Source organism: Gallibacterium genomosp. 3, assembly GCF_001678475.1.
GTDB lineage: Bacteria > Pseudomonadota > Gammaproteobacteria > Enterobacterales > Pasteurellaceae > Gallibacterium > Gallibacterium faecale.
In genome coordinates, this window is record NZ_JTJR01000008.1 from 27,402 (window position 1) to 39,694 (window position 12,293).

Here is a 12,293-nt window from a genome sequence, read left to right on the forward strand (position 1 = left end):
ATGTGTTATGGTTGTAATTCCCAAGCAATATTTGACACTAAGCGACAATCATCGCATTTAAAATTAAAAATTGCGATTGGCTGTTCTAATCGCCAACTTTTCCCACAACAAGGACAACAACGATTTAATTCTTGTTGTAGATTTTCACCATTTACGCGATAAAGATAATAATAAACAGGCTGTTGTAAATATTGTTCAAGCTGTTGGCGTAATGTATAGCCTTGTGTCGTCAATATACTATCAAAATCACTAATTTGTCGTACGCTGTCATCAACTAAGATATCGCCATTCATCTGTAATTGATCGCAAGCCTGCCAGTTTTCTTCCCATTTAATACAGTTAATGCCTAACTGGGTATTATCATGACATAGATGATATAAAGGGACAGGTGCGAGAGTATCTAATCTACACACAGGTGAGCTACTTTTTAGGTAGTTTGTATAGAGCACCAATGCGGTTTCTGTTGAAACTGTGGTACAGGTTTCATCAGAATTCAGATCAATGGCAAACACTTCATAGCAATCTAATGAAATCCCAATATTACTTAAATTATTTAACGATTGTGTGACAAAATCGCTATTGTGGCATTGATCTAATGACGTTGTTTCTGGACAATTAACATTAATCTCAAATACCAATAAACCTTCTGCAGAAAAACGATAGGTAACGGGAATTTCTCGTCCAATAATTTGCCCATTGTAACGCCAAGCATCAATCAACTGGTTGCAATAATGTAAGCCTTGATTAATATCATAACGCTGTTGTTTTTCTGTCAGAAACGTGACTTTGGTTAAATACATTAAATTTTCCTGTAAATGCAGCAAAGAGCATATACTATGCTTTTTTGACAAGAATCTAAATATCTAATCATAAAAATGCGAGGAGTTATGCAAAAAACAGCCTTATTAGTGGATTATCTCAATGAATTACAGCAAATCATGCAACAACATCAATTATGGCAACAGCAGCCACCTGCCGAATCAGCTTTTGCCAGCCAGCAACCTTTTGCCGTGGATACCATGGAAGCAACCGAGTGGTTACAATGGATTTTTATTCCAAGAATGTTGGCTTTAATTGAAGCAGATGCACCATTACCAACGGTAATTGCTATTACCCCTTACTTAGAAGAAGCCTTAAAAGAACATCCTCATCTACCAAGATTATTGGTTCCAATCCAAAAAATTGAGGTGTTATTAACCAATGGATAAGCCACAACCATTAGAAATTTTGTATCAAGACGAGCATTTAATTGCAGTGAATAAACCAGCAGGAATGTTAGTACACCGCAGTTGGCTAGATAAACACGAAACAGAATTTGTTATGCAAAGGTTACGTGATCAAATCGGTCAATATGTTTTTCCGATTCATCGTTTAGATCGTCCTACTTCAGGGGTATTACTGTTTGCATTAAATAGTGAAATAGCAACGCAAATGTGCCTACAATTTGAAAACAAATTGGTAGAGAAGCGCTATTTAGCGGTTGTACGAGGTTATTTACGAGGAAAAGACCGTATTGATTATCCGTTAAAGCCGAAACTTGATAAAATTGCAGATAAATTTGCGCGTACAGATAAAGAAGCACAACAAGCGATCTCTGATTATCGTAGTCTGGCAACAATGGAATTGCCTCTGCAAGTTGGACGTTATCCAACAGCGCGTTATAGTTTAGTTCAACTAACTCCTCATACAGGGCGTAAACACCAATTAAGACGCCATTTAAAGCATATTTTCCACCCCATTATTGGCGATACACAATATGGGGATTTGCACCAAAATCGGGCTTTTGCTGATTATTTTGCGGTAAACCGCTTATTATTACATTCTGAAAGTTTGACACTATTTCATCCAATTACTAAACAAAAGTTAGAAATTATCGCACCATTAGATCAAAACTTCCTGAAAATAAAGAATATTTTTTATGCAAAACTCTAACCCTTTTGCTAAAAAAACGTGATTTTTTTGTGACAATTCTTCAACTTTTTAGAAAAAGTTACGCTTCATTATTGCAAATTGTTTGGTTGTCTTGTATATCTAATCATTGCGTCAGGTGTGTAACTTGATTCTGCAAACATAATATCTCACCTTTATTCAAGAGGAACTACAATGAAAAATTTATTCAAATTAGGTATGGTAACCAGCTTGATGCTTACCTCTGCATCAGTTATGGCGGAAGATAAATTTGTTACTATCGGTACTGGTGGTCAAACAGGTGTTTACTATGTCGTTGGCCAATCAATTTGCCAATTAGTGAATCGTGATACAGCAAAAACAGGTTTAAAATGTAATGCACCATCAACTGGAGCATCTGTGGCAAACTTAAACGGTATTGCTAATAAACAATTAGATATGGGGATTGCTCAATCTGACTGGCAATATCACGCTTACCACGGTACAAGCTCTTTTGAAGGTAAGAAAAATGAAAAATTGAGAGCGGTATTCTCAATTCACCCAGAACCATTCACTGTAATGGCTCGTGATGACTCAGGTATCAAATCATTTGATGACTTAAAAGGTAAACGTGTAAATGTGGGTGACCCAGGTTCAGGTACACGTGCAACTATGAATGTAATCTTAAAAGCGAAAGGTTGGGATGATTCAGTATTTAAAGTGGCTTCTGAATTAAAACCTGCTGAAATGGCATCAGTAATGTGTGATAACAACTTAGATGCAATTACTTATAACGTAGGTCACCCAAATGGTGCGTTAAAAGAAGCAGCAGCATCTTGTGATGCACACTTAGTTCCAGTCACTGGTCCTGCGATTGATAAATTAGTTGCAGATAACCCTTACTATGCGAAAGCAGTTATCCCAGGTGGACTTTATAAAGGTTCAGATCAACCAGTAGATACTTTCGGGGTATATGCAACATTAGTATCATCAACAGATGTTTCACCAGATGTTGTTTATCAAGTTGTGAAAGCAGTGTTTGATAACTTTGATCGTTTCAAACGTTTACACCCAGCATTTGCAAACTTGAAAGAATCTGAAATGATTAAAAATGCGTTATCCGCACCATTACATGAAGGTGCAGTTCGTTACTATAAAGAACGTGGCTGGATGTAATGTATCATTTATAAAAATGACAATATTTAAGGCAGGTCTTCCTGCCTTTTTTCGGTTTTTTGGATTTTGATTTTAGGAGAGAGAAGAAATGACCTCAGTAACAAAACAAAATACTGTTGATCTTGAAGATCTTCAGGATATGGTCGCCTCAAATGATAGCGGTGGTCGAAATCCTTATGGCTTCTCCAAATATGTGATTATTTGGACAGCTATTGCTTGGTCGTTATTTCAAATTTATTATGCATCACCGTTGCCATTCTGGTTACAAGAAATCATCAAAAGTCTAGGTTTAGGCGTTAATGTGGTGATCGATGATACAAAAGCACGTTCTATCCACTTAGCTTTTGCGATTTTCTTGGCTTATCTATCGTACCCAGCATTTAAACGTTCGCCAAAACAACATATTCCTGTTATTGATTGGATCTTTGCTGTGGTTGGTGCTGTATTATGTCTTTACCCAATTATTTTTTATAGCGAATTAGTTACTCGTTTTGGAGCGCCAAATTTACAAGATATTATTGTAGGTATCATTGGTATTTTGCTGTTGTTAGAAGGGACAAGACGCAGTTTAGGTTTACCGTTAGTGGTTATCGCAATTGTCTTCTTACTCTATAACTATTTTGGTCAATTCTTCCCAAGCAGTTGGTTAGTAAGCCATAGAACAGGAACCTTATCCCATATTATCAACCAACAATGGGTAACGACTGAAGGTGTATTCGGTGTAGCACTAGGGGTATCAACAAAATATGTATTCTTGTTTGTGTTATTTGGGGCATTATTGGATAAAGCAGGTGCGGGGAATTATTTCATCAAAACTGCTTTTGCTTATTTAGGACATTTACGTGGTGGTCCGGCGAAAGCGGCGGTTGTGGCTTCTGGATTGACAGGTTTAATTTCCGGTTCATCTATCGCTAACGTGGTTACAACAGGTACCTTTACCATTCCAATGATGAAGCGAGTTGGTTTCTCTGCGGAAAAAGCAGGGGCAGTTGAAGTGGCCTCGTCAGTAAATGGACAAATTATGCCACCAGTAATGGGAGCTGCTGCTTTCTTGATGATTGAGTATATCAATATGCCATATAACGAATTGATTACTCATGCGTTTTTACCAGCAGTTATTTCTTATATTGCGTTGGTTTATATCGTGCACTTAGAGGCTTGCAAATTAAATCTACAAGGTTTACCACGTCAAGATGTTGCGAAACCTTGGGTTGTGACAGTGTTACGTACTTTATCAACTTTTATCATCATCTGTTTGCTTTATTTTGCCGTTGAGTTTGGTTTAGGTTGGTTAAAAGTGGTAACACCTGACTTTGCCTTTGTCATTGTTTGTGTGTTATTAGCGATTATCTATCTACTCTTGCTTTATCGTGTATCAACATTCCCAGATTTAGAAATTGATGATCCGAATCAAGAAGTTGTGGTATTACCAAAAGCAAAACCAACAGTTAATGCAGGGCTTCATTTCTTATTGCCTGTCGTTATCTTGATTTGGTGTTTGATGGTAGAACGTTTATCACCGGGGTTATCTGCATTCTGGGGAACAATGGCTTTAACCATCATTCTGTTAACGCAACGTCCACTATTAGCGTATTTCCGTAAGCAAGGTGGTTATGCAGAGAACTTTAAACAAGGCTTACAAGAATTAATTAACGGTTTAGAAACGGGTGCTCGCAATATGATCGGTATCGGTATTGCGACAGCAACCGCAGGGATTATCGTTGGTGTTGTGGCATTGACTGGTTTCGGTGTACAGCTTTCAGGCATTATCGAAATTTTATCAATGGGCAACATTTTATTAATGTTGATCCTCGTAGCAGGCTTTAGTTTGATTTTAGGGATGGGATTACCAACCACAGCTAACTATATCGTAGTTTCTTCCTTGATGGCTGGTGTAATTGTTGAGGTTGGTCGCCAAAATGGATTAATTGTACCGTTAATTGCAGTGCATTTATTCGTATTCTATTTTGGAATTATGGCGGACGTAACTCCACCAGTAGGCTTAGCCTCTTTTGCTGCTGCCGCAGTATCAGGTGGTAATCCGATTAAGACCGGTATGGTGGCATTCTTCTATAGTATGCGTACGGCATTATTGCCATTCCTATTTATCTTCAATACAGATTTGCTATTACTTCATGTTGATTTCTTCCATGCAGTATTAGTGTTCTTTGTGGCGACGATAGCGATGTTTGCCTTTACTGCAGCGACAATGGGCTGGTTTATTACTAAAAATAAATGGTGGGAAACTTTAGTCTTATTATTAGTGGCATTTATGCTATTTAGACCAGGATTCTTTATGGAATATGTGTCACCAAGCCAACGCCATATTCAACCAGATCATTTAGTTGAACAAGTTGCACATTCGCCAGTAGGTGGACCATTAATGTTAAAAGTTTCTGGGATTAACCCTTATGGTAAACCAATAGAGTTTTATGCAGAGCTTAAAGTGCCAGCAGGGCAAACTGGGGAAGAACGTTTACAAAAAATGGGCTTAACCTTATTAGCAACAAATGAACAAATTGAGGTTGGAGGTGAACAGATTAATAAGATTATTATTGATAATGTTGAGATTGATTCTCCAGCAGCAAAAGCAAACTTAAATTGGGATCAAGTGATCTTAGATGTTGCAGTTCCAGTGAAAGGTGCTTTAAACAAAGAGTGGATGTTCATTCCAGCATTATTAATTTTATTAGCATTAGTATGGCATCAACGTCGCCGAGTCAAAAAAGAGGGGAAATAAAAGATGACGTTATTTAATAAAATTTTAATTGCTGTAGATTTAAGTTATTTAGAGGGAGCTAAAAAGGCGGTGAAAACCGCCTTAGCGATGGTAGAGGGAAATCCTGATGCAGTATTGCGTGTGGTCAGCATTATTCCCCCACTAGGAAATAGCTTTGTATCTTCTTTATTGCCACGTAATTTTGATAAAGATGTATTAGCCGAAGCACATAAACGTCTTCATGCTTTTACTGAAGAAAATTTCCCAAAAGAGTGCAAGGTGCAGCATATTGTAGCGCATGGCACTGTATATGAGGAAATTAACACGTTGGCACAAGAAAAAAATGTGGATTTGATTATTATGATGGCAACTAAACCGGGTAAACCGGGTTTAAGCTCTAATACGGTCAAAGTAGCACGTTTTAGTGAAAAACCAATTTTAATCTTACGTTAATTGGAAAGATAAAAAGGGCTTAACAGAAAATGTTAAGCCCTTTTTTTATAGAAAAATCAATCCCTCTCATACCGCAATCGCAATGACACCGAATCCGCATAACGCAATGCAAAAGGTTTCGCAATTTCCACTTCTGCCCATTCAACTGCTTCCGGTTCTGCCACAATTTCTAACACTTCACGCACCATCCTTTCTAATAGTGCAAATTCGTGTGTTTCCACATATTGAATCACTTTCTTAGTAATAGTGCGATAATTCAACGCATCATCAACATTATCGCTAAGGCTAGCTTTTTCACAGTTATAGCCAAGTTGAATTTGTAATACCACATCTTGTTTATTATTAATTTCTTCTTCTTTAATTCCAATGAACGTACGTAAACGTAAATCGCTAATAGTAATTATCGCTGAATTAATAATTGGCATAACAACTCCTTATCAGATAGTTTTTTTGCTATTATAACGTAGATTAAAAATGAGATTGAATAGGAAATCGTATGGAAAACAATATTGGCAAGCAAAATATAATTACAGTGTTAATTACATTAGCTTGCCTTGTGATTATTTTAGCGGGAATTAAAGCTGCGGTTGAGATTGTTGTGCCATTTTTATTAGCATTATTCCTTGCCATTATTTGTACACCGCTGATTAATTTTTTAGTGAAATTAAAAGTGCCTTTATGGCTTGCGGTGATTACGTTATTAGGCTTAATTGTCATTACCTTAACTTCATTTGCAGGATTAGTCGGTAATGCAGTTAATGAATTTTCTGCATCTATTCCAGAGTATAAACAGCTATTAGCACAACGGATTGCCAGTTTAGCGCCGATTATGGAGCGTTTTGATTTGTATCGTTTTATTCCAACTAATTTAGTACAAGAACACTTAGATCCAAGCATTATAATGGGCCTTATCCGCCGTTTATTAGCAGGAATTTCTGGAGTGATTACAAATGGTTTTGTTTTATTACTTATCGTGGTGTTTATGCTGTTTGAAGCACCAAGTATGAAACAAAAATTAGCGATCTTTTTTGCCAATAATCGAGAAGAGCGGAAAGAGTTAGAAAATATCCAACGGGTGTTAAATAGTGTGATTAGCTATTTAGCGATAAAAACCTTTGTCAGCTTAGTAACTGGAATTTTAGTCTGGGCAGCGTTAGTGATTTTAGATGTGCAATATGCCGTATTATGGGGAACAATTGCTTTTTTATTAAATTATATTCCTAATATCGGTTCGGTCTTGGCTGCTATTCCAGTGATCATTCAAGCACTAATTTTAAATGGGTATAGTGATGGGCTATTTGTGGCGATTGCATTTTTAGCAATCAATATGGTGATGGGAAATATAGTTGAACCTCGAATGATGGGGCGCACCTTAGGGCTATCAACTTTAGTCGTATTTATCTCATTAATTTTCTGGGGTTGGTTATTGGGATCAGTCGGTATGTTGTTATCTGTACCTTTAACGATGGCAGTAAAAATTGCTCTAGAATCAAGTGAGAAAACCAAAAAATACTCTTATTTATTAAGTGAAGGGAAAGAGTAGATGACTTATTAGCATTACCCCTGCCGTTATCTATAAATGGCTGGGGTAATTTTTTGCAATGTTACAACGGAATACTAATAAAAAACACCAATAACACAGGCACTAATAAATTAATAATAAAGCCAAAACTTAACGCAAGGGGAACTGTTTCAATTCCACCAGAGCGTTGAATAATTGGTAAAGTGCAGTCTAAAGCAGTCGCACCAGCTAAACCAACAGCGGTTGCACGATAATGACGCATAAAGAGGGGAATTAAAAATAAACTAGCCACTTCTCGTGATAGATCATTAAAAAAGGCAATACTGCCCCAGATTGGTCCCCAAGCATCATTTAGCAATACGCTAGAAAGAGAATACCACCCCATACCAGAAGATACGGCTAATCCTTGTGTGATTGGCAGATTTAACGCTAAGGCAGCAATGATACCGCCAGCTAAAGAACTTACAGTAAAAACAACCGAAATACCAATTCCATGTTTATTAAAAAAGACTTGGCGTAGATTGATGCCACTATTACGTAACTGAATTCCAACTAAGAAAATTAATACAATCAATACATAAGTGCTTGAACCATGCGGGATCAGGAAATAAGCCTTACTCAATAAGCCAAAAATAGACCCTACTACCACCATACTACACATCTTTGCAGAATCGAGGATCATCTTTAAACGTGAAGGCATATTTTTCGCTGATTTTAAGGTCGGTGCATGATAATAACGATCATATAGCCCTAAACCAGCAATATTTAATCCATGAATAATTAAGCTAAATACCGTCGCTTTAAACGCAATATTTGGTAAGGTTTGGGCAAGATTGTCTAATTGCCCTAAAGAACATCCCATCACAAATAAAATCAGATATAAAAGCACCATAATGCTTTTATTGGTCCAGTGAATAAATGTGACGTTGTTACTTTTTATTAAATATCCGAGAAATAAAGGTACTAATACAATCGCTAAACTTTCTAACATATAAAGTAAAACTAGGGTAAAAAATGACTGAAAGGCGACAATGTATCGGTTATTAATAGTAAATGTCAAATAAAAAAGTCGATAGAGCTAACTAAAATCAATGGGTGTGCTAAGATGTGACAGAAATAATATTAAGCATAAAGGATAGCATTTTATGTATTTAAAGCAGATCGAAGTGGTCGGTTTTCGTGGTATTCATCGCTTATCTTTTCAATTACGTTCCAATATGGTGTTAATTGGAGAAAATGCGTGGGGAAAATCGAGTCTATTAGACCTATTAAGTTTAATCTTTAATAAAGAAGCAGAACCTTATCAATTTGTTGCCGATGATTTTTTTTATACTCTCAATGATGATACTGTAAAAAAAATTTCCTCAATTAATCTGTTGTTTACATTTAGTGAATCAATACCAGAAGAATTACAATTACCACCACAACAATTTTTACGTCCAGTTGCCGTGCCTCATGAAGATGGTTTTTCTCGTATTTATTTACGGGTATTTGGTGAACAACTTGCTTCAGGAGAAATTCAAACGATTTATTCGTTTATTGATGAACAGGGGAATGTGATTCCTTTAGAGCCAGCGCAACAAGCAAAATTGGTTAGCCGTTTAATTCAACGTCATACCGTTTACCGTTTCCGTGATGCTCGGTTAGCAAAACAGCCTTTTGATTTACAACCGATTAATTTTAGTAAAAATCTGACGCCTGAAATTATGGCATCTTTTGCCGCAGTAATGACCTTATTACGTTATTACTTCATTTTAGAACGCAAGCCACAACTGGCGATTGGCGATACCAGCGTATTATGGCAACAAGCGAAAAAATTAGCGGAACAATTACGCGTAGGTGATGAAAAATTAAGACGCTATTTCTTTGTTTATTTGGCCAAACACTTTTTACCTGATGATAAAACATTATTTTCTCAAGTAAGCAATCCGATTCTGTTGTTTGAAGATCCAGAATCTCGCTTACATCCACGACTAATGGCAATTATGTGGGAGCTATTAAGCTATATTCCATTACAACGTTTAGTTACAACCAATTCGGTTGAATTGTTATCAAATGTGCCATTACATTCAATTTGCCGTTTAGTGCGTGGCGAAGAGCGAATCCAAGCCTATCAATTAGAACGACACGACTTAGGCAAAGTCGACTTACGCCGCTTAACTTTCCATATCCACTATAACCGCAGTTTGGCACTGTTTTCCCGCGCTTGGATTTTTGTAGAAGGGGAAACTGAAGTTTGGATTCTAAATGAATTGGCTAAAGTGTTAGAGATTAATTTAGAAAATGAAGGGATTCGTATTGTTGAATTTGCACAATGCGGTATTAAGCCATTGATTAAATATGCAAATTTAATGGGTATAGCGTGGCATTTATTAACCGATGGTGATGAAGCAGGTCGCAAATATGTCAGTATTGCTGAAGAATTACTTAGAGAAAATGAACACGCCGCAGACAAGATTACGCCATTGCCAAAACGAGATATTGAACACTATTTTTATGACAATGGCTTTGAAGAGGTATTTAAACATCTAGCGCGCTTACCAGAAAAATACAACTATTCAAAATCACAAATTATTCAACGGGCGATTCAAAATACCTCTAAGCCAGATTTAGCGTTAGCGATTGTAAAAGCAGTAAAACAGAGTGATAACCAATTAATTCCTGTATTATTTCGCCGTTTGTTTTCCAAAATGCTATTGATTGCCAAAGAACAAGGCGCATAAAAATAAAAAATTTTACCCAATTTTTAGAGCAGTTTTGCTAGAATTAAAAGGAAAAGCCTGTGATTGCTTTTCCTTTTATCTTTTCTTTATTTTACAGGTGTTTTTTTATGCAAAATCAAAGCCTTTTAGCGAAATTTTTTCACTTGGAACAACATAACACCAACGTGAAAACAGAAATTATCGCTGGGATCACAACTTTCCTCACTATGGTCTATATCGTATTCGTCAACCCATCTATTTTAGGTGTGGCTGGAATGGATACAAAAGTCGTCTTTGTTACTACCTGCTTAATCGCCGCATTTGGTAGTATTTTTATGGGGTTATTCGCCAATTTACCAGTTGCCTTAGCGCCAGCAATGGGGCTCAATGCGTTCTTTGCTTATGTTGTAGTCAGTAAAATCGGCTTATCTTGGCAAGTCGGTATGGGAACGATTTTCTGGGGTGCTGTTGGTTTATTAGCTTTAACGCTATTCCAAATTCGTTACTGGTTAATTTCTTCAATTCCACTTAGCTTACGGGTAGGGATTACTGCGGGAATCGGTCTTTTCATCGCATTAATGGGTTTCCACAATGCGGGTATTATTGTACCGAACCAAGCAACTTTAATGTCGTTAGGTGATCTTCATTCGCCAACCGTATTATTAGGAATTTTAGGCTTCTTTATTATTGTTATCTTAGCTTCTAAAAATATCCATGCGTCAGTCTTAATTTCGATTGTGGTAACAACAGTATTATCACTATTACTTGGTAAAACCCAATTTCAAGGGGTCTTTTCTATGCCACCAAGTATCACTTCTGTCGTTGGACAAGTTGATTTAAGCGGTGCATTACGTGGTGATTTACTGGGGATTATTTTCTCCTTTATGTTGGTAAATCTATTCGATTCTTCAGGTACATTATTGGGCGTAACCGATAAAGCAGGAATTAGTAATGCACAAGGGACTTTCCCAAAAATGAAGCAAGCCTTGTATGTGGATAGTATCAGTTCGGTGACCGGGGCTTATCTAGGGACTTCATCAGTAACTGCCTATATTGAAAGTAGTGCAGGGGTTTCTTTTGGTGGTCGTACAGGCTTAACTGCCATTGTGGTTGGTATTTTATTCTTATTGGTGATCTTTATTTCGCCATTAGCCTCAATTGTACCGCCTTATGCGACAGCAGGCGCATTAATTTATGTTGGTATTCTGATGTCATCAATTTTAATTAAAGTGCGTTGGGATGATCTCACAGAAGCAACACCAGCATTTATTACTGCTGCGATGATGCCGTTTACTTATTCTATCACTGAAGGGATTGCACTTGGTTTTATTAGCTACTGCATTATGAAGCTCTTTACTGGTAAAGCAAAAGATGTCAGTGTTCCAGTGTGGTTAATTGCGGTATTATTCTTACTCAAAATTATCTTTATAGATTAAGGATTTATCATGCAAAAACTACTTTATATCTTAAATGATTCGCCATATAGCGGAGAAAAAACCTTTAACGCTTTACGTTTTGCGTTAGCGTTAAAAGAAGAACACGCTAAAGAAGTAGAAATGAAAATTTTCTGCTTTTCTGATGCGGTATTGTCTGGATTAAAAGGACAAAATCCGAAAGAAGGGGAGAATGTTCAAGAACTATTGAGTATTTTGACTGGATTAGGGGTAGAAGTAAAACTTTGTACCACTTGTACTAATGCGCGAGCCGTATCTCAACACCCTTTAATTGATGGTGTTACTCTAGGTACATTAGCCGATGTGGCTGAATGGACACTCTGGGCAGACAAAGTCCTCACTTTCTAATTAAGCAAATCGAACGCCGATTCAACCAAATC

General features: G+C 36.9%; 12 protein-coding genes. 9 read left to right on the plus strand and 3 right to left on the minus strand.

Features of this window, described 5'->3' with window-relative positions; all coding sequences use genetic code 11:
- Positions 1–5: 5 nt before the first annotated feature.
- The gene (locus QV06_RS01720) at positions 6–800 is read right to left on the minus strand and encodes a DUF2310 family Zn-ribbon-containing protein (protein ID WP_065236666.1); all 795 of its coding nucleotides are present in this window, start codon (positions 798–800) and stop codon (positions 6–8) included.
- A gap of 87 nt (positions 801–887) precedes the next feature.
- On the opposite strand from QV06_RS01720, the gene QV06_RS01725 reads away from it, so the two are divergent.
- The 5 genes from QV06_RS01725 (at position 888) to QV06_RS01745 (ending at position 6,235) form a co-directional block, all read left to right on the plus strand.
- Complete coding sequence (locus tag QV06_RS01725; RefSeq protein WP_082985016.1) at positions 888–1,208, plus strand: YqcC family protein; 321 nt, start codon at positions 888–890, stop codon at positions 1,206–1,208.
- Positions 1,201–1,932, plus strand: coding sequence for a tRNA pseudouridine(65) synthase TruC (gene truC, locus QV06_RS01730; protein WP_065236668.1), 732 nt, complete (start codon positions 1,201–1,203; stop codon positions 1,930–1,932). Before QV06_RS01725 ends, truC begins: the two co-directional genes overlap by 8 nt.
- A gap of 171 nt (positions 1,933–2,103) precedes the next feature.
- Entirely contained in the window at positions 2,104–3,063 is a 960-nt protein-coding gene (locus QV06_RS01735) for a TAXI family TRAP transporter solute-binding subunit (protein WP_065235146.1), read from the plus strand.
- Between the two features lie 88 nt (positions 3,064–3,151).
- Positions 3,152–5,803, plus strand: a complete 2,652-nt coding sequence (locus QV06_RS01740) for a TRAP transporter permease (RefSeq protein ID WP_065236669.1) — start codon at positions 3,152–3,154, stop codon at positions 5,801–5,803.
- 3 nt (positions 5,804–5,806) lie between these two features.
- Complete coding sequence (locus QV06_RS01745; RefSeq protein WP_065236670.1) at positions 5,807–6,235, plus strand: universal stress protein; 429 nt, start codon at positions 5,807–5,809, stop codon at positions 6,233–6,235.
- A gap of 56 nt (positions 6,236–6,291) precedes the next feature.
- Here the strand turns inward: QV06_RS01745 and folX are convergent, their stop codons facing one another.
- Positions 6,292–6,660: a dihydroneopterin triphosphate 2'-epimerase gene (folX, locus tag QV06_RS01750; RefSeq protein WP_065235022.1), complete on the minus strand. Its 369-nt coding sequence runs from the start codon at positions 6,658–6,660 to the stop codon at positions 6,292–6,294.
- Positions 6,661–6,731: 71 nt separating this feature from the next.
- Here folX and QV06_RS01755 point away from each other — a divergent pair, with 71 nt between their 5' ends.
- Positions 6,732–7,778 carry an AI-2E family transporter gene (locus QV06_RS01755; protein ID WP_065236671.1) on the plus strand — a complete coding sequence of 349 codons (1,047 nt, stop codon included), beginning with the start codon at positions 6,732–6,734 and terminating at the stop codon, positions 7,776–7,778.
- A gap of 61 nt (positions 7,779–7,839) precedes the next feature.
- On the opposite strand, the gene QV06_RS01760 is transcribed toward QV06_RS01755, so the two are convergent.
- Positions 7,840–8,748 carry a lysine exporter LysO family protein gene (locus tag QV06_RS01760; RefSeq protein ID WP_065236672.1) on the minus strand — a complete coding sequence of 303 codons (909 nt, stop codon included), beginning with the start codon at positions 8,746–8,748 and terminating at the stop codon, positions 7,840–7,842.
- Between the two features lie 154 nt (positions 8,749–8,902).
- On the opposite strand from QV06_RS01760, the gene QV06_RS01765 reads away from it, so the two are divergent.
- The 3 genes from QV06_RS01765 to QV06_RS01775 all read left to right on the plus strand — a co-directional run bounded on the left by QV06_RS01765 (position 8,903) and on the right by QV06_RS01775 (position 12,261).
- The gene (locus QV06_RS01765) at positions 8,903–10,480 is read left to right on the plus strand and encodes a DUF2813 domain-containing protein (protein ID WP_065236673.1); all 1,578 of its coding nucleotides are present in this window, start codon (positions 8,903–8,905) and stop codon (positions 10,478–10,480) included.
- Between the two features lie 107 nt (positions 10,481–10,587).
- Positions 10,588–11,895, plus strand: coding sequence for an NCS2 family permease (locus tag QV06_RS01770; RefSeq protein WP_065236674.1), 1,308 nt, complete (start codon positions 10,588–10,590; stop codon positions 11,893–11,895).
- Positions 11,896–11,904: 9 nt separating this feature from the next.
- Positions 11,905–12,261 (plus strand): DsrE/DsrF/TusD sulfur relay family protein, encoded by a 357-nt coding sequence (locus QV06_RS01775; RefSeq protein WP_065236675.1) that lies wholly within the window; start codon positions 11,905–11,907, stop codon positions 12,259–12,261.
- The last annotated feature ends 32 nt before the right edge of the window (positions 12,262–12,293 follow it).

Bases quoted from the DNA above. Each gene is read 5' to 3' on its own strand.
- QV06_RS01775 (WP_065236675.1), top strand. From the start codon at position 11,905: ATGCAAAAACTACTTTATATCTTAAATGATTCGCCATATAGCGGAGAA.
- QV06_RS01765 (WP_065236673.1), top strand. From the start codon at position 8,903: ATGTATTTAAAGCAGATCGAAGTGGTCGGTTTTCGTGGTATTCATCGC.
- QV06_RS01725 (WP_082985016.1), top strand. From the start codon at position 888: ATGCAAAAAACAGCCTTATTAGTGGATTATCTCAATGAATTACAGCAA.
- truC (WP_065236668.1), top strand. From the start codon at position 1,201: ATGGATAAGCCACAACCATTAGAAATTTTGTATCAAGACGAGCATTTA.
- QV06_RS01745 (WP_065236670.1), top strand. From the start codon at position 5,807: ATGACGTTATTTAATAAAATTTTAATTGCTGTAGATTTAAGTTATTTA.
- QV06_RS01770 (WP_065236674.1), top strand. From the start codon at position 10,588: ATGCAAAATCAAAGCCTTTTAGCGAAATTTTTTCACTTGGAACAACAT.
- QV06_RS01735 (WP_065235146.1), top strand. From the start codon at position 2,104: ATGAAAAATTTATTCAAATTAGGTATGGTAACCAGCTTGATGCTTACC.
- QV06_RS01760 (WP_065236672.1), bottom strand. From the start codon at position 8,748: ATGTTAGAAAGTTTAGCGATTGTATTAGTACCTTTATTTCTCGGATAT.
- QV06_RS01755 (WP_065236671.1), top strand. From the start codon at position 6,732: ATGGAAAACAATATTGGCAAGCAAAATATAATTACAGTGTTAATTACA.
- QV06_RS01740 (WP_065236669.1), top strand. From the start codon at position 3,152: ATGACCTCAGTAACAAAACAAAATACTGTTGATCTTGAAGATCTTCAG.
- folX (WP_065235022.1), bottom strand. From the start codon at position 6,660: ATGCCAATTATTAATTCAGCGATAATTACTATTAGCGATTTACGTTTA.
- QV06_RS01720 (WP_065236666.1), bottom strand. From the start codon at position 800: ATGTATTTAACCAAAGTCACGTTTCTGACAGAAAAACAACAGCGTTAT.